17 protein-coding genes are annotated in these 22,144 nt (G+C 58.1%); 15 read left to right on the top strand and 2 right to left on the bottom strand.

The window, feature by feature from the left end:
- The first annotated feature begins 208 nt into the window (after window positions 1-208).
- The 4 genes from NTD87_RS17280 (at window position 209) to pgm (ending at window position 6,602) form a co-directional block, all read left to right on the top strand.
- Entirely contained in the window at window positions 209-1,231 is a 1,023-nt protein-coding gene (locus NTD87_RS17280) for a zinc-dependent alcohol dehydrogenase family protein (RefSeq protein WP_262115231.1), read from the top strand.
- Window positions 1,232-1,828: 597 nt separating this feature from the next.
- Complete coding sequence (locus NTD87_RS17275; RefSeq protein ID WP_262115230.1) at window positions 1,829-3,304, top strand: hypothetical protein; 1,476 nt, start codon at window positions 1,829-1,831, stop codon at window positions 3,302-3,304.
- Between the two features lie 124 nt (window positions 3,305-3,428).
- Window positions 3,429-4,829, top strand: coding sequence for a PLP-dependent aminotransferase family protein (locus tag NTD87_RS17270; RefSeq protein WP_262115229.1), 1,401 nt, complete (start codon window positions 3,429-3,431; stop codon window positions 4,827-4,829).
- A 126-nt stretch (window positions 4,830-4,955) separates the two neighbouring features.
- Window positions 4,956-6,602, top strand: coding sequence for a phosphoglucomutase (alpha-D-glucose-1,6-bisphosphate-dependent) (gene pgm, locus NTD87_RS17265; RefSeq protein WP_262115228.1), 1,647 nt, complete (start codon window positions 4,956-4,958; stop codon window positions 6,600-6,602).
- Window positions 6,603-6,807: 205 nt separating this feature from the next.
- Here the strand turns inward: pgm and NTD87_RS17260 are convergent, their stop codons facing one another.
- The gene (locus NTD87_RS17260; protein WP_262115227.1) at window positions 6,808-7,503 is read right to left on the bottom strand and encodes a pirin family protein; all 696 of its coding nucleotides are present in this window, start codon (window positions 7,501-7,503) and stop codon (window positions 6,808-6,810) included.
- 276 nt (window positions 7,504-7,779) lie between these two features.
- Here NTD87_RS17260 and NTD87_RS17255 point away from each other — a divergent pair, with 276 nt between their 5' ends.
- Complete coding sequence (locus NTD87_RS17255) at window positions 7,780-10,254, top strand: UvrD-helicase domain-containing protein (protein WP_262115226.1); 2,475 nt, start codon at window positions 7,780-7,782, stop codon at window positions 10,252-10,254.
- 81 nt (window positions 10,255-10,335) lie between these two features.
- Here NTD87_RS17255 and NTD87_RS17250 read toward each other — a convergent pair whose 3' ends face one another.
- The gene (locus tag NTD87_RS17250; protein WP_262115225.1) at window positions 10,336-10,611 is read right to left on the bottom strand and encodes a DUF1652 domain-containing protein; all 276 of its coding nucleotides are present in this window, start codon (window positions 10,609-10,611) and stop codon (window positions 10,336-10,338) included.
- Window positions 10,612-10,884: 273 nt separating this feature from the next.
- On the opposite strand from NTD87_RS17250, the gene NTD87_RS17245 reads away from it, so the two are divergent.
- The 10 genes from NTD87_RS17245 (at window position 10,885) to NTD87_RS17200 (ending at window position 22,143) form a co-directional block, all read left to right on the top strand.
- Window positions 10,885-11,700, top strand: a complete 816-nt coding sequence (locus tag NTD87_RS17245) for an AraC family transcriptional regulator (protein ID WP_262115224.1) — start codon at window positions 10,885-10,887, stop codon at window positions 11,698-11,700.
- A gap of 50 nt (window positions 11,701-11,750) precedes the next feature.
- Window positions 11,751-13,157 (top strand): NAD(P)/FAD-dependent oxidoreductase, encoded by a 1,407-nt coding sequence (locus tag NTD87_RS17240; RefSeq protein WP_262115223.1) that lies wholly within the window; start codon window positions 11,751-11,753, stop codon window positions 13,155-13,157.
- A gap of 29 nt (window positions 13,158-13,186) precedes the next feature.
- Window positions 13,187-13,528, top strand: coding sequence for a cupin domain-containing protein (locus NTD87_RS17235; RefSeq protein ID WP_262115222.1), 342 nt, complete (start codon window positions 13,187-13,189; stop codon window positions 13,526-13,528).
- Between the two features lie 80 nt (window positions 13,529-13,608).
- Window positions 13,609-14,691 carry a polyamine ABC transporter substrate-binding protein gene (locus tag NTD87_RS17230; protein WP_262115296.1) on the top strand — a complete coding sequence of 361 codons (1,083 nt, stop codon included), beginning with the start codon at window positions 13,609-13,611 and terminating at the stop codon, window positions 14,689-14,691.
- A 90-nt stretch (window positions 14,692-14,781) separates the two neighbouring features.
- A complete protein-coding gene (locus tag NTD87_RS17225) occupies window positions 14,782-15,240 on the top strand; it encodes an REP-associated tyrosine transposase (protein ID WP_262115221.1) in 459 nt (152 codons plus the stop codon).
- Between the two features lie 219 nt (window positions 15,241-15,459).
- Entirely contained in the window at window positions 15,460-16,563 is a 1,104-nt protein-coding gene (locus NTD87_RS17220; RefSeq protein ID WP_262115220.1) for a P1 family peptidase, read from the top strand.
- A gap of 293 nt (window positions 16,564-16,856) precedes the next feature.
- A complete protein-coding gene (locus NTD87_RS17215) occupies window positions 16,857-18,284 on the top strand; it encodes a serralysin family metalloprotease (protein WP_262115219.1) in 1,428 nt (475 codons plus the stop codon).
- 146 nt (window positions 18,285-18,430) lie between these two features.
- Window positions 18,431-18,817 (top strand): protease inhibitor Inh/omp19 family protein, encoded by a 387-nt coding sequence (locus tag NTD87_RS17210; protein ID WP_262115218.1) that lies wholly within the window; start codon window positions 18,431-18,433, stop codon window positions 18,815-18,817.
- A gap of 216 nt (window positions 18,818-19,033) precedes the next feature.
- Window positions 19,034-20,812, top strand: a complete 1,779-nt coding sequence (locus tag NTD87_RS17205; protein WP_262115217.1) for a type I secretion system permease/ATPase — start codon at window positions 19,034-19,036, stop codon at window positions 20,810-20,812.
- Window positions 20,813-20,826: 14 nt separating this feature from the next.
- Window positions 20,827-22,143: an HlyD family type I secretion periplasmic adaptor subunit gene (locus NTD87_RS17200; protein ID WP_262115215.1), complete on the top strand. Its 1,317-nt coding sequence runs from the start codon at window positions 20,827-20,829 to the stop codon at window positions 22,141-22,143.
- Window position 22,144 lies beyond the last annotated feature (1 nt).

Here is a 22,144-nt window from a genome sequence, read left to right as displayed (position 1 = left end):
GCATGAATCTTACGGGGAAAGGCTGTTACTCTGCACCGAGTAATTCAGTTTTCCCACAATGCTGGTTCGGTTTTCTACGTTGATTGACGTTTTGCCGGAGCTGCGGAATCAATGACAGGCATGTCGACTATTAATAGCCACTGATGGTCTTGGTCAGAAAGCCCAGATAGAGTTCAGGGCATTAGAGGTTACTTTGACGAGGTTTGCGATGTCCCGCACGATCCGTTTTCACAAGTTTGGTCCAGCCGAGGTGCTCAAATGCGAAGAGCATGCGGCGGCTCTGCCTGCGCCGGGCGAAGTGCAGGTGCGTGTCGAAGCGATTGGCATCAGTTGGTACGACATTCTCTGGCGTCAGAACCTGGCGTCTTCCCATGCCCGGTTACCCTCTGGCCTCGGCCATGAAATGTCCGGTGTGGTCACCGCCATCGGCGAAGATGTCGATGATCTGGCGGTGGGTGACAAGGTCGCCAGCTTCCCGGCGCAAAGCCCCAATGACTATCCAGTCTATGGCGAGCAAATCGTTTTGCCGCGTTCGGCGCTGACGCGCTACCCGGATGTGCTCAGCCCGATCGAAGCTGCCGTGCATTACACGCCGCTGTTGGTCGCCTATTTTGCTTACGTCGATCTGGCACGGGTCAAACCCGGCCAGTTTGCACTGGTAACCGATGCGAGCCACTGCGCGGGACCATCCTTTGTTCAACTGGGCAAGGCCCTGGGTGTTCGGGTCATCGCCGCGACCAAAACCGCCGACGAGCGCGAGTACCTGTTGTCCCTCGGTGCCGAGAAGGTGATCGTCACTGAAGAGCAGGATCTGCTGATGCAGGTCAACAAACTCACCGACAACCGCGGTGTCGACGTGGTATTCGACGGCCTTGGCGGCCCACAGATGTCGATGCTCGGTGACGTGCTGGCGCCTCGTGGCAGCCTGGTGTTGTATGGTCTGCAAGGCGGTAACCAGACTCCATTCCCGGCGTGTGCAGCGTTCCAGAAAAACATTCAGTTCTTCGTCCACTGCATCGGCAACTTCACCGGCAAACCGGAACTCGGCATCGTTCAGGATCAGGTCGCACTGCAGCGGGCGTTACGCGATATCAACCAGTTGACGGTTGACCGTGTTCTGCTGCCACTCAAGACCCGGGTCTTCCCGTTCTCCGAGTTTGTCAAGGCGCACCGTTACATGGACGAGTGTCCGTGCCGCGAACGTGTGGCGCTTCAAGTCGAACCGGCATGACGCTTGCGCAAGAGCCCGTGTTAACGGGCTCTTGCGTTTTGTTGGACGTGCACACCGCTCATTTCCCCTTCGTCATCTACTGGTTCAGCAACTGAACTGGTTTTTGCTCCTGATCTGTATCTTCTAATCATCATATAAGCCCTGATAATTGAATGATTACTTTCATCTCAAGGAATGAGTCATGGCAGGGCATCTTTTTTTAATGGGCACTGGTTCTGGTGCTATGTGTGTGCACCATTACTCATCTGCGCCTCGCGTTCAAACACGGCAAGTAATCAGCTTGTTTGTTAGTTATCGAGGTATTACCCTGTTCTGGCTTCTTTATTTCTCGTGCTCATTGTCTGTGGGACGTTGTCGGAATAGTCCTAGGCCGCCTGGCCAGCCTGCTGGAGCCCTCTGTGTCGGGGGTTCTAGGCGGCTTGTCCGCTCGTGAGTATTTTTGCTAAACATTCGTTTCAAATAGTTGCCACAATCAAAGTGTTAGCATTTGACAGCAGATACTCACGATAAGCCGTAATCAGCCATCACCGATCGCAGGTCGTGCAAGCAAATGATTGTTTGTTCGAAGCCGATTTTTTGAATATCAGGTAAATGACGATGAGCACAACTCATGATCAAGCGATGAACTATGTCTATCAGCAAGTTTTGCAGCGGTTGCTGAGTTTCTTTTCTCGCGCAGAACGTACTGCATTGCAGCTTTTAATCCAGCGTCTGGTGGTGGCTGCCGGGGGAATGGAGAGAATCGGCACTTACAAGGTGCTGATGATGCACCCGGGCACCCGAGACAGTTGCTACACATTGGCATTCCTGCGCGCCGCGCAGTTGAGTATCGCGGGCAGAGCGCCAGCGACCTTCCAGCTACGTGTCGCCACGCTTCGTCTGGGCGGGACGACGCCGACGATCATGGAGAATATTCATAAAAGCTACGGTGCCCTGTTTGTCTACGACGATCCCCGGGTCGACGTGCTGATGGTCGATAACCGAGAGGTGTTGCCCTTCAGTCATTTGACACCGATGTCTGACGCTGGCCGCGATTTGAACCGCACAAACCTGCTGATGCTCGGTCACTTGCGAGGGACTGACGGGGTCTTTGAAGCGTGTGACGAGTGTTATCTGGCAACGGGCGAGTTTTGCACGCAGATGGCTCGATGGGAGGGTGGTGTCGATGCGTTGATCAGCGCTGAAACAGTACGCCAGCAGAAGCAGTTTCTGGCCGGACTGACGCGAGGGGCGCAAAAGGCCGGCCTGCCGGCGATCACTCATCCCGCCTGCAGTTTCGATGGGTTGTTTTCGACGCTCGATCAGTTGGGCGGCGATTATTATCGTGAGCTTTACGCGGGCCATGAAACCGTCGAGTGGCGGCCTCGCGAGCGATTTGAGGCGCGACGCGGTACAGACTACATCGATATCCAGGACCTGGTCACAGGCAACATGGAAGAGCGCTGGCCATTGCTCACCGATTTCCTCGGGCTGCAACCTGATGAAATTGACGCTCACCTGCGCGAAAACGAATACGCCAATCCTTTGCTCTCGGCTCATTTACGGGGTCTGCAGGCCGGTTTCGTGAAAGGACTGACCTACGAAAACGGGTTCAGGGAGTACATCCAGCGGGCGTTGTTGAGGATGCGCAGACGACGCCTGCCCGAGCGCCTTTGCGATCAGGTGCTGGAGCTTTACGGCGATCGGCAGGCCATCGCTGAAATACGGACCCAGGCGGCGGCCGAGGCTCAGCAAACGCTGGGGCTCAATGAGGCACAGCAGCTGTGTCTGCTTTTTGCGCCCTTTGTCGATGCAGGTGCCGGGCTCGAGAATTTTTTGCGTCGATGCCATCCCGGCATGCTGGTAGCGATGCCTGAGCTGCACAAAGCGATGCAGGGCAATGCCGCCCCCGAGCAAGTCATGCAATGGATGATCGACGTCAGTGGTTTGCCCGTCAGCTTGATCTGCAAGCTCTACGGCATGCGTTCGGTAGCCGGGATCGGACATGAGGCGGGTGATCCGGGCTTGAGCACTGAAGGCGCTGGAGGGTTCGAGGATGGTGATGCGCTGAGTGAACTGTCGGCGAGACATTGAAGGAGCCTGGTTTGACCGATTCAAAAAACATCTGCCGCACGATCTCCGGGCTGAGCGTGTCGGGTCGCACGCCAGGCCCGACTGTCGTGGCGCCGGGTACTTGTACTGCGTTCGGCCGCCGCCCATGAAAGGGCCGAGAGAGACTGATTTTGCCTACCAGGCCGTGTACCGATATTTGACCAGCCTAATCAATGAAATGACGGCTGAAACACCGATCAAGCTGCCTTCGTTGAGGCAGCTTGCAGACCGGTTGAATGTGTCGATATCCACCATCCAGTACGCCTATTCGCTGCTGGAGAAAGAAGGGCGGGTGTATTCGGTGGCAAAATCCGGCTATTACGCGTTGCCGGTTTCTTTGAACACGTCATTGAGCAGCGGCAACGACCTGCTTGAATCGGTCTATGTCAGCGCAAGGCGTCCGGGGATGCTGATCCTGAGTGCCGACGAGCCGGCGCTGTTGCAGTCCCTGGACAGTCCGTTGTTACTGCTTGAGCGGGAATTGGTGCGTCAGTATCCGCGTCAACCGCAGCTTCACTCGCAGCCGTGTGGTGAGCTGGAACTGCGCACCGCATTGGCGGCCCGCTACACCACCTCGCCGGCACGCTGCTGGCACGCCGATGATGTCTACATCGGTGCCGACTTGCGTGGCGTGCTGGAAATTCTGATCGCGGTGCTGGAACTCAAAGACGCGACCGTGTTGGTCGAATCGCCCTGTGACTGGACCATTCTGCGTTTGTTCCAGACTGCCGGTGTGCAGGTGATCGAGCTGCCAATTGATGGCAACGGCTGCCTTGACCTTGAGTCGCTTGGGCATTTGCTCAAGACCGAGGCGGTTCGCCTGGTGGTACTGTCGTCAGGCGTCAGCATGCCGCGCGGCAGCCTGATGCCGTCCGACAACAGGCAGTCCGCCGCCGAGCTGTTGGAACAACACGGCAGTTGGGTGCTGGAGAACGATGTGTACGGCGAACTCGGTCACGAGCCGAATGAACGTCGCTTTCGCGATCTGCTCGATCCTGATCGCCTGATCGTGTTTTCCACCTTCGAGAAGCTCATGGGGCCTGAGGCGCCTTTCGGGTATCTGCTGTCGCGGCAAATGAGCGTGGAGTTGCAACGACACTTTTTGCTGCGCTCATTTCGCCTGTCGCCAATCCGTCAGAAAGCCATCGCACGTTTGTACAGCAGCGGTCGAATCGATCAGCATTTGCTGGTGCTGCGTCGGCTATTGAAAGAGCGCAAAACCAGGATGACCCAGCTGCTGCAGGAGCGTTTGAGCGACTCGCTGGAGTTTGTCGAGCCAGAGGCTGGGGCGACCATCTGGGCGCGCTCATTGCGACCGGTCGATGTGCGTCGGGTCTTCCAGCGCATGCTCAAGCAACACGTGGTGATTGCGCCAGGCGAGTTGTTCAGCCTGCAAGGGTTGCATGCGCAGAACGTCAGGCTCAGCCATACGTTCAGTGGACAGCATGATCTCGATGTTGCCTTGACGATGCTGGCGGATGCGTTGAGGCTCGAACTTACCGATTGACCGGTCGGCAGAATACCCTGCTGAAGTCTAGATAGATTTTGTCTGGATAGATATCGTCGCTCTCGGGTCAAACTGTCAGTAAACTGCGTCCCCAATTCCTGAACCACTCTCTTTTAGAGGTTTTGCATGACACTCAGTCCTTTTGCGGGCAAACCGGCACCGGCAGAGTTGTTGGTCGACATCCCGCGACTGGTAACGGCCTATTACACCGGTCAGCCCGATGCCTCGATCGCCACCCAGCGCGTTGCGTTTGGCACTTCAGGCCACCGTGGCAGCTCGTTCGAGCTGAGTTTCAACGAATGGCATGTTCTGGCCATCAGCCAGGCTATCTGCCTGTATCGCGAAGCCCAGGGTATCGACGGTCCGTTGTTTGTCGGCATCGACACCCACGCGCTATCGACGCCAGCCGGCGCCAGTGCACTGGAAGTCCTGGCGGCCAATGGCGTAACGGTGATGATTGCTGAAGGCGACGAGTACACGCCGACTCCGGCCATCTCCCACGCCATTCTTTGCTACAACCGCGGCCGCACCTCGGGGCTGGCGGACGGCATCGTCATCACGCCGTCCCACAACCCACCGCAAAGCGGCGGTTACAAGTACAACCCCACCAACGGAGGCCCGGCCGATACCCACATCACCAAGTGGATCGAGGCCAAGGCCAACGAACTGCTGGCCAACAAGCTCGCTGGCGTCAAACGCATCAGCTACGAGCAGGCACTCAAGGCCGACACCACCCATCGTCACGACTATCTCAATACTTACGTCGCCGATCTGGTCAATGTGATCGACTTCGACGCCATCCGTGGCGCCGACCTGCGCCTGGGCGTGGATCCGCTGGGCGGAGCCGGGGTTCGCTACTGGTCGGCCATTGCCGAGCATTACCGTCTGAACCTTGACGTGGTGAACACCCAGGTCGATCCAACGTTCCGTTTCATGTCCGTCGACTGGGACGGGCAGATTCGCATGGACCCATCGTCCAGCTATGCCATGCAAGGCCTGATCGGTCTGAAAGAGCGTTTCGACGTGGCGTTCGCCTGCGACCCGGACCACGACCGTCACGGCATCGTCACCCCGTCCGGTGGTTTGCTGGCACCGAACAACTACCTGGCCGTGTCCATCGACTATCTGTTCCAGAACCGTCCGCAATGGCGCGCTGATGCGGCCGTGGGTAAAACCGTGGTCAGCAGTGGCTTGATCGACCGCGTTGCCAAGCGCCTGAATCGTCGTCTGTACGAAGTGCCGGTCGGTTTCAAATGGTTCGCCGACGGCTTGTTCGACGGCTCGCTGGGTTTTGGCGGCGAAGAAAGTGCCGGTGCGTCGTTCCTGCGTAAGGATGGCAGCGTCTGGTGCACCGACAAGGACGGTTTGATTCCAGCCTTGTTGGCGGCAGAAATGACCGCTCGCACCGGTCGTGATCCAAGTCAGGCTTATCGCGCTTTGACCGATGAGCTGGGCGAACCGTTCTCGGTACGTGTCGACGCCAAGGCCAACCCCGAGCAAAAAGCCTTGCTTGGCAAGCTCTCGCCGGATCAGGTCAAGTCGACACAACTGGCTGGCGAAGCGATCCAGAGCATTCTCAGCAAGGCGCCGGGTAACGACCAGGCGATCGGCGGCCTGAAAGTCATGACTGAAAATGGCTGGTTCGCGGCCCGTCCTTCGGGCACCGAGGACATCTACAAGATCTACGCCGAAAGCTTCATTGGCGACGATCACCTCAAGCAATTGGTGCAAGAAGCGCAAACGCTGGTGGATAGCGCTATTTCTGCCAAGTGATTGAGGGCTCTGTGGCGAGGGGGCTTGCCCCCGTTGGGCTGCGGAGCAGCCCAAAATCCTGATACTTCGGTCTGTCAGGCAGACCGCGTTTGATGGTTTTACGACTGCTGCGCAGCCGAGCGGGGGCAAGCCCCCTCGCCACAATGACAACACGTAAAAAGGGTGACCAAAGTGGTCACCCTTTTTTTGCCCAGCGTTTAGTGCATCAAGCCAAGTCGACCAGGACGATTTCGCTATCCTCGATGGCTGTCACCCGCAGCAGTTGCTCGTCGGCAACCGCTACACCGTCTCGAGCTTGTGCACGCAAGCCATTGATTTCAATGACACCGGTGGCGGGTACCAGGTACGCCCGGCGACCGTTGTCCAGTCGGTACTCGGCGGTTTCTCCGGCCTTCAGGTTTGCCGCCACCAACCGCGCATCGGCGCGAATCCGCAGGCTTTGATCGTCGCCGGCCTTGCCGCTGGCCAAGGTCACGAAACCTTCGCGCTGGCCTTTGGGGAACGGTTTGGCGCCCCAGGACGGTGCTGAACCGGCTTCATTCGGGATGATCCATATCTGGAAGATCTTCGTTGCCGTCGATTCCAGGTTGTACTCGCTGTGAGCAATCCCGGTGCCGGCGCTCATCACCTGTACATCACCAGCCTCGGTGCGGCCCTTGTTACCCAGGTTGTCTTCATGGCTGATCGCACCTTCGCGAACGTAGGTGATGATTTCCATGTCCCGATGCGGGTGTTTCGGGAATCCGGTGCCCGCGGCAATCACATCGTCGTTCCACACCCGCAGGTTGCCCCAGTTCATGCGCTTGGGGTCATGGTACTCGGCGAACGAAAAGTGGTGATGGGCATCCAACCAGCCATGATGGGCGCCGCCCAGGGAATTGAAGGGTCTGAGTTCAAGCATGATCGTCTCCTGAAAAGGTTCGTCATGGGGCAGAACGCTTGAGCCGCAAAACGAGAACCGGTGGTTGATGGCGAGCATCATCTATCAATTAATAATCGATAAAAAGCGTAAAAATTGCCTCAATCCAATCAGTTTAGTAGATATTAATTGAAGGCTATATTCTACGTTTCAGCATTCAGTTCATCGCTTAAACCAATGATGGATAAGCATTTGACTAGAACTCTCCGGCAAATGAAGACACCATAACCCGCAACAGCCTCACACCCTGGAGTCAGCGTGCCGCGACACATCCCCGATCTTCCCCCCGAGCTCTTGCCCCTGGCCGAGATGCCGTTGCTCAAACGCCTGGCCGCGCGTTTTTTTGGCCACGGCCTCACTCGTCTCCGCGCTCAACACCGGGCGTCCTGGCTGCATGGCCAGGCCGATGGCTTTCGCAGTGGGCATAGCGCGGGCGTCGACTACGGCTACAAGGAAGGCAAGCTCGAAGGAATAGAAGAAGGCCGCCAGGTGCTGCTGATTCGCGACAGCCGATCCACCGAGCATCCGGCGCCGCGTATCGATGAAAACCTGTTCGACGACTGGCGGCTGCCGCTGAGTGCTGACGTCAAGAAGCGCATGAAGGCCGAAGTTGCCCGTTTGTTGCCAGAGTCGGCACAGCCGAGCGCCGCACAGTGGAAGATGATCTTCAGCGACACCCCCTCGACCTCGGTGATCGCCGGGGCGGGCGCCGGGAAGTCGACGACCCTGGCGTTGCGCATATTGCTGCTGACCCATTACCTGGGCTTTGAGCTTGATTCATTGACCGTGGTGACCTTCACCCGCGAATCGCGCAAGGACTTCATCAACAAGCTGATCGGGCTGTTTACGGTGTGGGGGCGCACGCTCACCCAAAAAGAAGCCCGCGACCTGGTGCGAACCTTCCACTCACGCATTCTGCCGATGGTCCGCAGCCTGCCAGGATTCGAGCGGCTGCAAGCCTTCGAGAACCTCAATGCCCGCTCGCTGCTCGATGACGCAGAAGTCGACAGCAACCCGTTCGATCTGCGGATCAACGACACTCAGCGCCAGCAACTCAATGCCTGTTTTCACCGGCTGTTTACTCAAGACGAGCGCTTTCGCGAACTGATCAAACCGCTGTCCCGCCATGCCTTGCAGCTCAAGGAGCTGGAGCGCGATCACCCGGATGTGCAAAAGCGCATCGCGGTGACCGATCTGGCGGCCAAGCGTGATGAAGAACTCTGCGATGCCGTCGAGGATCTGTGGTTTCGTGCGGGCGCCTGGCCGATCAAGGGCATTGAGCCCAGCCGCCAGACATTCGAAATCAACGGTTCGACCTTCCATTGTCACGGCTACATCCCGACGCTCGACGCCTGGGTCGTGTTGGGTTTCGATCCCCGTGAAAACCCGCAGGTCAGTCGTCCTAATGCGAAACTGACGGTTCGCGCCGAATGGGCAGTCAAGCGCACCCTGTTTCAAGCTTTCTGCCGTAAGCCTTTGATTTGGCTTGATAGCTATGAATCTTCAAAGCGCGTTTTAGCCACGCTGGCAGGGGATGCCAGTGCCGGGCCGGGGTTCGATTACAAGGTCAAGGGTGAGCTGGGTTCCGCGCCGCTTCTGGATTGTTTTGTCGCAGCGGCGAGCTTTATCGAAAACCTCGGGCTGGATGTTCCCGCTGCCGTGGGCCAGATGAGTTTCGCCAAGGACGATCCGGATCGCTTCTTCTTTGAGGCACTCAGCCTGTATTGGCGGGCTCTGGAGGATCACCTGCTGGATCAGTCGCCGCCGGTGATGACCTACAACCGCATGTTCGCCTTGTTCAGCGAGCATTCGCCGGAAAATCTCAAGCTGCTGAGCGATGAGCTGCTGCGGCCGATGTCGCACTTGATGATCGACGAATTTCAGGACGTTTCCCCACAAATCGTCGCCTGGATTCGAGCAACTCTGACGGAGATTCGCAGCCGCGGTCCGGCTATGCATGTCGGACGCGGGGCGCAACGCTCGTCGCTGCTGTGCGTCGGCGATGACTGGCAGTCCATTTATGGCTGGCGCGGCAGTTCGCCAAAGTACTTCATGGAGTTCAACAAGGAATTCCCGTCGCCCTGCACCACGCGGGTGATGCTCAGCGAAAATTACCGCAGTCATCAGCACATCATCGACGCTGCCGAGCATATCGTGCGCGCGGCGCCGGCGATCCCGGGCAAAAAGGCCAAGGCCAGTGGCGAGTCAGGCGAGTTGTTGCCGGTCAACGTCCATGATCGGGATGATGCAGCCATGGCCAAGCGTCTGACGGAACACTATCGAAACGGCGATTCAATCTTGATGTTGTATCGAAAAGGTAGCGATAAGTCATTGATTGAAGAGCATATATTGCCAGTAGTTAATGCTGATTCTAGCTTGTCATTCGAGAGCCGGCGGCTCAAGCAGTTGACCTATCACAGTGCCAAGGGGCTTCAGGCTGATGCGGTATTCCTGCTCGGCGATTGCCAGCACCTGACCAGTTCACCGTACAAGAATCAGGTCTATCGCATGGCCGGATTGGGCAAGGACGGTGACGCGGAACCTTATGACGGCGCGCAGAAAGACGAGATCCTGCGGTTGGCTTACGTCGGCATCACCCGCGCCGTGAAGCATTGCTATTGGTATGTCGATAGCCAGGACAGCCAGTCGGTCAATATGCCCAAGGCGTCCGACAGGATCGCGCAAGGCAAACCCTTCTTCGCGGATCAGCGAGCCGGAAAGCTTTCGCTCTGAACATGATGGTGTGGGGACAGGGACTACTGTCGAACATAAAAAAGCCCACGGAGTGTGGGCTTTGATATCAACGGTGGCGATTCAAGCAAGACTTTTCAGGGCAAGAGGAGGAACGAAGGCTTCAAGTTCATCTTCCACGGCTTCGATTATTCGTTCGACATCGGCGGCGTTCATCACTGTGGCGCAGGGAATTCCGGCAATGGCGATCATGGTCTCGCCACTGGCACGATCAAACAGTCGGGCAATCATGCTGCCCGGTGCATCCATGCTCGCCTCGAATCCCATGGGATGAAAATGCCAGCGCATCAGCTGGCAGGCGTTCGGAAACGTAACCTTGCTCAACGAAACTCTATTCATGTGTTGCCCACCTTCTTCATCGAGCGCTTCCCTTAGCTCATGTTAGGAGGGATGAGCCTTCACTGGCCCAACCGTGTGAGTGTTTAAAAATAGCACTCGCTCGTGAAAAGTCTGTGAAATCTTTCAGGCCGTTTGGCGATTGAACCGTTTCCTTTGAGCTGGATCATGTTCTGTCGATCATCGGCAAAGCGATGCTGTTGATCGCCGTTGAATTGACCATTGAAGCCTTGGCCGAAGTTCGGCAAGCTCGGTTTTTCTGTCGTTGAGTGCCCTATGTCTGCCCAGGATGATGGACCGCTGCAAACCCTGGCCACCGGTGAGACCGTGCTGCGTTATCACTTGTGCTGGAAGCACCGGGATCTGGACGGCGTCATGGCGCTGTATCACCCGGACATCCAATACAACGACTTTTTCCAGAACCGCGTTCTCGGCTTGAGCGAACTGCGTGAGTACGTGCGCTCAAGCATGCCGCGTGATCCGGATGAGGCGCTGGAGCATTCGGACCGGATTCGCCTGGACGGCAACACCGCGTTCATTCAGTACCGTGTGACCTTGCGCGGCGGCGAAGGGCTGGTGTCGTTCCGTTCCAGCGAAGCAATCACCGTGCGCGACGGGCTGATCTGGCGGGTCAATGAATACGCATCCCTGGTGCACGAACAGGCACCCAGCAAATCGGCGGTCAGTTTGCGTCCGGCGGTCAGTCGGCTGGGGCTTTCGCCACGGCAGTTGAGTTTCATGGCCGAGGACTTGCAGCAGTACTTCGAGCGTCAGCAACCTTATCTTGACCCTGAGCTCGATCTGCAACGGGTGGCGAAGGAGTGCGGTTATAGCCGCAATCAGATTTCCTATCTGCTGAATCAGGTGCTGGGGCAAAGCTTCTATCGCTACGTCAACCAGGCGCGCCTGCGGCACTTGCTGGCGGCGCTGGACACGGCAACGCCGCCGTTGCGCATCGACGAGCTGGCGTTCGCCGCCGGTTTCAACTCGCTCTCGGCGTTCTACAGCTGCTTTCGCCAGCACACCGGCCTGTCACCCAAGGCCTATGCCAAGCAAATTTCTTTGCGTGCACGCGCGCAAGACAGCCACTGAACCGAGGCACTAGGATCGACGCCATCGAAGTTTGAGTGGCGGAGTCTTGCATGCCGGCGTGGCGCACTATCAGTTTGTGGATGGACCAGCTTGACGAGCCGCTGCTGGCGCGGCCGTCCCTTGAGAAGGATCTGGACGTCGATGTGGCAATCATCGGCGCCGGCTATACCGGCCTCTGGACCGCTTATTACCTCAAGCGCCAGGCTCCAGACCTGAAGATCGTCATCATTGAAGCCCAGACCGCCGGTTTCGGCGCATCGGGCCGCAATGGCGGCTGGTTGATGGGTAATCTGTTGGGCGAGGATCGTTTACTGGCCGATTTGCCGGCCGAACAGCGCCGTGAATCGTTTGATTTGCTGCACGGCATTCCCGATGAAGTGCACGTTGTCCTCGAACGTGAAGGCATCGACTGCGATTTTCGCAAGGGCGGGGTGCTCTACTGCGCCGCCCGCTATCCCGAGCAGGAACGCAGCCTGCGCCGTTATCTGGACTCGCTCTACCGTCAGGGCCTGAATGAAGCCGATTACCGTTGGCTCAGTCCCGAGCAACTTGCTCAACAGATCCGGGTCGCCAAACCCTATGGCGGTATCTATGCGCCGCACTGCGCGACGATCCAGCCGGCAAAGTTAGTGCGTGGCCTGGCGCGTACGGTGGAGCGCATGGGCGTCGACATCTACGAAAACACCCCGGTCAATCAGTGGCAGTCCGGCAGCTTGCGCACAGCAAAGGCTTCGGTGCGCAGTCGTTGGATCGTGCCGGCGGTGGAGGGCTACGCCGTGACACTGGCGCCGTTGGGGCGTTATCAGTTGCCGGTGCAGAGCCTGCTGATTGCGACCGAGCCGCTGTCCGCCGCGACTTGGGACGAGATTGGTCTCAGCGGTGGCCAGGCGTTTAGTGAGAGCAGCCGGCAGGTCACCTACGGTCAACGCACAGCCGACAACCGTCTGGTGTTCGGTGCCCGTGGCGGCTATCAGTTTGCCGGCAAACTGCGCCACGACTTTGACCTGACCCGGAGTGAAGTCGAGCTGCGTCGCTATCTGTTCGGCGAGCTTTTTCCGCAACTGAAGAACGTCAACATCACCCACTCCTGGGGCGGCAACCTGGGCATGTCCCGACGTTTCAAACCGCACATGCTCTGCGATCAGCGCAGCGGTATCGCCTTGTCGGGCGGTTACGGCGGCGAGGGTGTCGGCGCGAGCAATCTCGGCGGCAGGACCCTGGCGGACTTGATCCTGGGGCGCGACACCGAGTTGGTCCGTCAGCCGTGGGTGATCCCACAGGGCGGTCTCGACACGCTCAAAGTCTGGGAGCCAGAGCCGCTGCGCTGGCTGGGCTACAACGCGATCATTCGTAGTTTCATCCATGAAGACCAGACCCTGGCCGACCCGACCAGCGCGCCATGGCGCCGCAAACTGGCCTCTCGGGTGGCGGGTTTCATGGAAGGTTTCATGCAGTAAACGCGTTTCCACCCTCGACAGGTATCAGCATGAGCATTACCCAGTTCAAGAACACTCATCACGTCACCCTGCAAGAGTCGGCACCGGTCACCGTGCCTTTGGGCACGCCGGTGGCGGTTAGTTCGACCACCAGCGTGGAACGCACCGACGGCGTCGAAACCGGCATCTGGGAATGCACCCCCGGGCGCTGGCGGCGGCAGATCGTTGCTCAAGAGTTCTGTCACTTCATCCAGGGACGTTGCACGTTCACCCCGGACAACGGCGAAACCCTGCACATAGAAGCCGGCGATGCACTGATGTTGCCAGCCAACAGCACCGGAATCTGGGACATCCAGGAAACGGTGCGCAAAACCTACGTCTTGATTTTTTGATCCTCTGATCACCCGAAAACCTGCCAATAAAAACGCCATACAGGAATCGAATCATGATCCGTACGCTCAAAGCTTCATCAATGAAGGCTCCATTGTTGGTGGCTTCGCTGATGCTCGCTGCATCACTCAGCCACGCCGCCGAGACCGTCAAGATCTACAACTGGTCGGATTACATCGCGCCCGACACGATGAAAAACTTCCAGACGCAAACCGGCATCGGTTTCAGCTATGACGTCTACGACAGCAATGAAACCCTCGACGGCAAGCTGATGACCGGTAAATCGGGGTACGACGTGGTGTTTCCGTCCAACCACTTCATGGCGCGGCAGATCGAGGGCGGGGCACTGAAGAAACTCGACAAAAGCCAGATACCGAACTGGAAAAACCTTAACCCGGTATTGCTCAAGGCCCTGCAAAACAACGATCCGGGTAACGAGCATGGTTTCCCGTACCTGTGGGGCAGCACTGGCATTGGCTACAACATTGCCAAGGTCAAAGCGGTGCTCGGTGACAACGCACCGGTAGATTCCTGGGATCTGATCTTCAAACCCGAGAACATGAAAAAGCTGCAGAAGTGCGGCGTGGCAATTCTCGACAACGGTCCGGAGTTGCTGCCCGCCGCGTTGAACTACCTGGGGTTGCCGCACCACAGCAAGAACCCGGCGGACTACAAAAAAGCTGAAGAGCTGCTAATGAAGGTCCGGCCTTACGTCAGCTATTTCCATTCGTCCAAGTACACCAGCGACCTGGCCAACGGTGACATCTGTGTGGCGGTGGGTTTCTCCGGCGACATCCTGCAAGCCGAAAGCCGTGCCAAGGAAGCCAGGAATGGCGTGGACATCGGCTACTCGATTCCCAAGGAAGGCGCAGCGATCTGGTTCGACATGGTCGCCATGCCGGCCGACGCTCCGGATGAAAAGACCGGTTATGCCTTCATGAACTACCTGCTGCGCCCGGAGGTCATGGCCGGCATCAGCAATTATGTGCACTACGCCAACGGCAACGAACAGGCCGACAGCCTGATCGACCCTGCCATCAAGAACGACGCCAAGGTGTACCCGAGCCCGGAAATGATGGGCAAGTTGTTCGCCCTGGAAGCCATGCCGCTGAACATCGACCGGGTCCGCACACGGTTGTGGAACAAGATTCGGACGGGGAGTTGAGTGGTTACATTTCGTTGAGCATTACGTCGGCCTGAATCTCGTCAACGTTGTAAGTTCTGAGCCTCCTTTGAATGGATAAGGGGGCAAGGAATGCCTGTTTCAACGAATGCTGGAAGATTGCGCAAAGGGCGGGTATCGGAGGCTGGCCGAATTTATTTGCTGACGGCAGTCGTTCATCAGTGCCAGTCGTTTTTTGCGGATTGGCGATTGGGACGGTTGGTCGTGGAGCAGTTCAGGCTGGTTCAGGAGGATGACTCGACAGACTTTCTGACCTGGGTTGTGATGCCCGATCATTTTCATTGTGTGCTTGAACTGCGAGAAAGGACGTTGGCGCAAGTGATGTGTCGTATCAAATCACGCAGTAGCCTGGCAGTGAATCAGGCGTTAGGGCGTAAAGGACGTTTGTGGCAGAAGGGGTATCACGATCGAGCAGTTCGTGAGGACGAGGACGTGAAAACCCTTGCACGATATGTGATTCAAAACCCGGTTCGTGCGGGGCTGGTTCAACGTGTTCATGATTACCCGTTATGGGACGCGTGCTGGCTCTGATACCGCGGTGCCCGGTTTTACGACTGCTGCGCAGCCGAACGTCGCCTTCGGCAACTGCTACAGGATTATGTGCGCCACGGTTTTTGTAGCAGCTGGCGCAGCGGTCGTTATCGGAGTTTGCATACCCCAACGGGGTAATTGGCGCTCCCGCTTGCGCGCTCTAGAGTAGCGTTCTTTCGCCGGATCAGTCCGGCACCGTCAAAACGCAAAGGAGTCATCATGCGCGCACGTGAGCTGGGCATCAGCCTGGGCTTGGGAACACCGGGTCCGTTCAATGCTATTACCGATGTACCGGGGGTTCGGGTTGGGCACAGCACCCTCAAAGACACGGTCAATGGCAAGCAGGTCAGAACTGGCGTGACGCTGATTCAACCTCGCCCAGGCCATGCCCGGCAGCAACCGTGCTTCGCCGGTTGCCATGTGCTCAACGGCAACGGTGATGCCACGGGACTGGAGTGGATTCGCGAGGCGGGTCTGCTGGCCACGCCGATTGCAATCACCAACACCCACAGCGTCGGCGTTGTTCGGGATGCGCTGGTAGCGCTGGAGCGCGACGGTCTGGCGGATCCGGCGGTGTACTGGTGCATGCCGACCGTGATGGAAACCTACGACGGCGTCCTCAACGATATCTGGGGTCAGCACGTCGGCCCGCACCATGTTCGCGAAGCTGCCGAGAACGCAACGACGGGACCGGTTCTCGAAGGCGCGGTGGGGGGCGGAACCGGGATGATCTGTCACGAATTCAAGGGGGGTATCGGTACCTCGTCGCGTCAGTTGCCAGCGGAGCAGGGTGGCTACACCGTTGGCGCGCTGGTACAGGCCAATCACGGCAAGCGCCGCGAGTTGCGCGTCGACGGTTACCCGGTTGGCCGGCAGATGTCGGGCATGAATTCTCCCTTCGCTGAAAAAGGTACGCCGGGCATGGGCTCGATCGTGGTGATACTGGCCACCGATGCGCCGTTACTGCCGCACCAATGCCAGCGACTGGCACAACGCGCGTCGATCGGCATTGCCCGTACCGGCGGCGGCACCGAGGATTCCAGTGGTGATATTTTCCTGGCCTTCGCCACCGGTAATCAGGATCTGCCACCGGCGGATTACGGGCGCAAGGACCTGCCCTTGAGCACGCCACTGGACATGCTCAACAACGATCACATTTCGCCGTTGTTCAGTGCCGCGGCCGAAGCCGTGGAAGAGGCGATCATCAATGCGCTGTTAGCAGGTGAGGATATGCGCAGCGACGACGGTCGCCAGGTTGATGCACTTAAACCCGAACATTTACTGCGTGCTTTGAGTTTAACTGGATGGTGCAAGACCATGTAAAAACTGCGATGCAGTCATCAAGTACAACTGTACTGCTATTTAATATTTAAATAGGACATTGTCCGACAATCCATTCTGGAGATTGAACTACAAAGATTATTTCGACTCGCCGGTCATTGTTTTCGGGAGTTTTGTGGAACAGTTCAATTTGACGTCAAAAAAGTAGTGGACGTCTGATTTCAAATTGTGTCAGTTTTCTTTCGCCTTCATTGGGCGAGTGATAGGACGATCTCGCCAGAGATTGTCGCTATCTGACAAAAAACTGTTCCATTGCTAAACAAGGAAGTGTGTTTATGTCGAAAGTAAAAGTGAAAGCTATTGAGTCGGCAGCAGCAGATTCAAGTTCCGAGTGGTCGCAGATTGATAGCTTTAGCCATCAGTATGACCGTGGCGGTGATCTCACGGTCAATGGCAAACCCTCCTACTCGGTAGATCAAGCCGCGACTCAACTGCTGCGTGACGGTGCCTCCTGGCACGACCTCAACGGCAATGGCAAGATCGACCTCACCTACTCGTTTCTGACAGCCCCAACGTCGAACTTTAGCGACCTGGGTGTCACCGGTTTTAGCCAGTTCAGCTCCTTGCAAAAGGCTCAGGCCGTGCTCGCCATGCAATCCTGGGCAGACGTGGCCAATGTCACCTTTACCCAAGCGGCAAAGGGTGGCGATGGTCACATGAGTTTCGGCAACTACAGTGGCGGCCAGGAAGGTGCAGCAGCATTCGCTTTCCTGCCCGGTACAGAACCTGGCCATGATGGCGAGTCCTGGTACCTGACCGGCAGTGGCTACAACGTCAACAAGACCCCGGGCGTGAACAACTACGGTCGTCAGACCCTGACTCACGAAATCGGGCATACCCTCGGTCTGTCTCACCCTGGCGACTACAACGCCGGGACCGGCAATCCGACCTACAACGATGCGTCCTATGGCCAGGACACCCGTGGCTACAGCGTTATGAGCTACTGGAGTGAAAGCAACACCAGCCAGAACTTCAGCAAGGGCGGTGTCGAAGCCTATTCGTCCGCCCCGCTGATGGACGATATTGCCGCGGTGCAGAAACTCTACGGCGCCAACATGAGCACCCGTGCCGGTGATACCACCTACGGTTTCAACTCCAACACCGGTCGTGATTACCTGAGTGCGACGTCCTCGTCGGACAAACTGGTGTTCTCGGTGTGGGACGGTGGTGGCAACGACACCCTGGACTTCTCCGGCTTCACCCAAAACCAGAAGATCAACCTCCATGAAGGTTCGTTCTCCGACGTTGGTGGCCTGGTGGGCAACGTTTCCATTGCCCAGGGTGTCACCATCGAGAACGCCACTGGCGGTTCGGGCAACGACCTGCTGATCGGCAACGACGTCGCCAACGTGCTCAAGGGCGGTGCCGGCAACGACATCATCTACGGCGCAGGTGGTGCGGACATACTCTGGGGTGGTTCGGGTGCGGATACCTTCGTATATGCCGCCAGTTCGGACTCGGCACCGGGTGCGTCCGACCGGATCATGGACTTCACCAGTGGCCTGGACAAAATCGACCTGACCGCCATCACCCACGGGGCGGGCCTGAACTTCGGGAATGCCTTCACGGGATCGGCAGGCGACGCAGTGCTGACCAACTCGGGTGGCAACAGCACCCTGGCTGTAGACTTCTCCGGGCATGGAGTTGCTGACTTCCTCGTCAACATCGTTGGCCAGGCAGCAGTCTCGGATATCGCAGCGTAACGGCGTAGCTTGCCCGCGCTGTTGAACTGGCGGGCAAACGACGTGAAGGAAAACGGAGGGTGGCGCTGATGCGCTGCCCTTCGTCCTTGCCAACACCGCTGCAGTGGGCGAGGCTGCATAGGCTACAACCTGGAACGAAACACCTTATGACCCATAACGCCTTTACCTACAGGGCAATGGCTTGGCTGATCGCCACGCTGATACTGTTTTCTGGAGATGTAGTCATGGCAAGCAGCCTGAGATTAGCGGACCCGTCGGAACTGGCCGGGCAATGGCAGATTTATCTGAAGGCGCAGCCGCAGAACATCTGTGCACTGAAACTTGAGCAGAATCAAACATTGGCGGGCGATATCGAGTGCCTCGCCGGGTGGCTGAGTGAAACACCCATCGGTTGGTTCCCGGAACCCGACGGTATATCGCTGACCGGTAAAGAAGGTTCAAGAATTATTCATCTTGGTCGACAGCAAGAAGGGCTCTACCAAAGTACCAAACAGTCTGATCCACAGATTGTTCTGCAGCGCGCTCAAGACTAAGAGCACAACGGCAAACTGAATCTTTTCCAGTAATGGATATAAGGATTCATCCACAGTTTTTCGCTGGCAGGTCAATAAACTGAACTCTATATCGTCATGGAATAGAGTTCGTTCGCCTGCCAGTTGTATTATTCAAAGCATGCCCTGACAAGCGTTTGGGCCGTTTATTGGAACCGTGTCGAACTACCGCGCGGGCTATCAGCTCAGGGAAGATCAATGAGAATGGCGAAGACCACTCCCACTGCACCGCTATTGAAGGCGCTGGGCGACTATAAAAGTATTCTTATCAGCGTCGGTTGTTTCACCGCACTGATTAACGTACTGATGTTGGTGCCGTCGATATATATGCTCCAGGTCTACGACCGGGTGCTCTCGTCACAGAATGAAACCACTCTGGCCATGCTGTCGCTGATGGTCGTGGGCTTTTTCGTGTTTATCGGTTTGCTGGAGACCGTGCGCAGCTTCATTGTGATTCGCATCGGTAGCCAACTGGAGCGACGTTTCAACCTGCGGGTCTATCAGGCCGCATTCGAGCGCAATCTGTTCAAGGGCGAAGGCAATGCCGGCCAGTCGTTGGGCGACCTGACTCACATTCGCCAGTTCGTCACGGGACCTGCGCTGTTCGCGTTCTTCGATGCACCGTGGTTTCCGGTCTACCTGTTCGTGATCTATCTGTTCAACGTCTGGCTTGGGGTGTTCGCGACCGTCGGCGCGGTGCTGTTGATCGGTTTGGCGTTCCTCAACGAGGCAATGACCAAAAAGCCCTTGGGTGAGGCCGGCGGTTACTCGCAACGGTCCACGCAACTGGCCACCAGTCACCTGCACAACGCCGAGACCATTCAGGCGATGGGCATGCTCGGTGCGCTGCGCAAACGCTGGTTCCAGGTGCATTCGCGCTTTCTGGGTCTGCAGAATCAGGCCAGTGATACCGGCGCGGTCATCAGTTCCCTGAGCAAAACCCTGCGTCTGTGCCTGCAATCGTTGGTGTTGGGGTTGGGTGCATTGCTGGTGATCAAGGGCGAGATGACTGCCGGGATGATGATCGCCGGCTCCATCCTGATGGGGCGGGTGCTGAGCCCGATCGATCAGTTGATTGCCGTCTGGAAGCAATGGAGCGGGGCGAAGCTGGCGTATCGACGGCTGGATGCGTTGCTGCAAGAGTTCCCGCCGAGTGACGGCGCCATGGAGTTGCCCGCGCCTAAAGGCCAGGTGACCTTCGAACAGGTCAGTGCCGGCCCGCCGGGCCAACGCACGGCAACCCTGCACATGCTCAATTTCCACCTTGGGGCCGGCGAAGTGCTGGGGGTGCTCGGTGCGTCCGGCTCCGGCAAGTCGACCCTGGCGCGGGTGCTGGTGGGTGTTTGGCCGACCCTGGCCGGCACAGTGCGGTTGGACGGTGCGGATATCCATCGCTGGAACCGCGACGACCTCGGCCCCTACATTGGCTATCTGCCACAGGACATCGAATTGTTCAGCGGCAGCGTCGCCGAAAACATCGCACGCTTTCGCGAGGCGGATTCGCAGAAGGTTGTCGAGGCTGCGCAGCAAGCCGGCGTGCACGAGATGATTCTGCACCTGCCACAGGGTTACGACACCGTGCTGGGCGAGGATGGTGGTGGTTTGTCTGGCGGCCAGAAACAGCGCGTGGCGTTGGCTCGAGCGCTGTATGGCGGGCCGAGCCTGGTGGTGCTCGATGAACCGAACTCAAACCTCGACACCCTCGGTGAGGCTGCGTTGGCCAGTGCCATCGCGCAAATGAAAGCCCAGGGCACCAGCGTGATTCTGGTCACCCACCGTTCCTCGGCGCTGGCCCAGGCCGACAAGTTGCTGGTGCTCAACGAAGGCCGTCTGCAAGCCTTCGGGCCGAGTCAGGAAGTGCTCAAGGCGCTGTCTGGCGCACAACAGGAACACCCACGGGAAAAACCCGCCGCCGCACCGGCCGGGCTCAGCATGAGCCGCCAGTACCAGGCCCCGACAAAGAGCAGCGGTGTATGAGCAAGGACAGCGGCATGACAATCGAACAAGGTTATGCGTCGGAGCGCCCTGAGCGCGACGCCGGTTTTTTTGCCCGCATGGGCTGGATTCTCGCGGTGGTCGGTGCGGGCAGCTTTTTCCTCTGGGCCAGCCTGGCGCCTCTCGATCAGGGGCTCCCGGTACAGGGCACGGTGGTGGTGTCCGGCAAGCGCAAGGCTGTGCAATCGATGAGTGGCGGGGTGCTCAGCCGGATTCTGGTGCGTGAAGGCGAGGCGGTGAAGCAAGGCCAGCCGTTGTTTCGCCTCGACCAGACTCAGGTCGAAGCGGACGTGCAATCCTTGCAAGCTCAATACCGCATGGCCTGGGCCAGTCTGGCGCGTTGGCAGAGCGAGCGTGACAACCTCAAGCAGGTCAGTTTTCCAGCTGAATTGAGCAGCGACCCCGACCCACGTCTGGCGTTGGTGCTCGAAGGCCAGCGGCAACTGTTCAGCAGTCGCCGTGAAGCTTTTGATCGTGAACAGGCCGGGATGCGCGCCAACATCGAAGGCGCCAATGCTCAACTGGCGGGGATGCGCCGGGCGCGCACCGACCTGACCGCGCAGGCGGAGTCCCTGCGTCAGCAACTGACCAACCTGCAACCCTTGGCCGACAACGGTTACATCCCGCGCAACCGTCTGATGGAGTTCCAGCGTCAGCTTTCGCAAGTACAACAGCAGTTGGCGCAGAACAGCGGCGAAAGCGGGCGCGTGGAGCAGGGCATTCTTGAAACGCGCTTGAAGCTGCAACAGCACAGCGAGGAGTACCAGAAAGAGGTGCGCAGCCAGTTGGCGGACGCGCAGCTCAAGAGCCTGACCCTGGAGCAGCAACTGACCTCGGCCGGTTTCAATCTGCAACAGAGTGAAATCATCGCACCGGCCGACGGCATCGCCGTCAACCTTGGCGTGCACACCGAAGGCGCGGTGGTTCGCCCCGGTGAAACCTTGCTGGAGATCGTGCCCCAAGGCACGCGCCTGGAGGTTGAAGGTCACCTGCCGGTGAACCTGATCGACAAGGTCGGCAGCCACTTGCCGGTGGACATCCTGTTCACCGCGTTCAACCAGAGCAAAACCCCGCGTGTACCCGGCGAAGTCAGCCTGATTTCAGCCGACCAGATGGTCGACGAGAAAACCGGCGTGCCGTACTACGTGCTGCGCAGCAGCGTCAGCGATGTCGCCATGGAGAAACTCAACGGGCTGGTGATCAAGCCGGGCATGCCGGCCGAGATGTTCGTGCGCACCGGTGAACGCTCACTTCTCAACTATTTGTTCAAACCTCTGCTCGACCGGGCAGGCTCCGCATTGACCGAGGAATAAG

The sequence above is a fragment of the Pseudomonas sp. 6D_7.1_Bac1 genome, from assembly GCF_025465945.1.
Taxonomy (GTDB): Bacteria; Pseudomonadota; Gammaproteobacteria; order Pseudomonadales; family Pseudomonadaceae; genus Aquipseudomonas.
The sequence above is the reverse complement of the archived record's forward strand: the minus strand, read 5'-3'. Positions and strand labels throughout refer to the sequence as shown.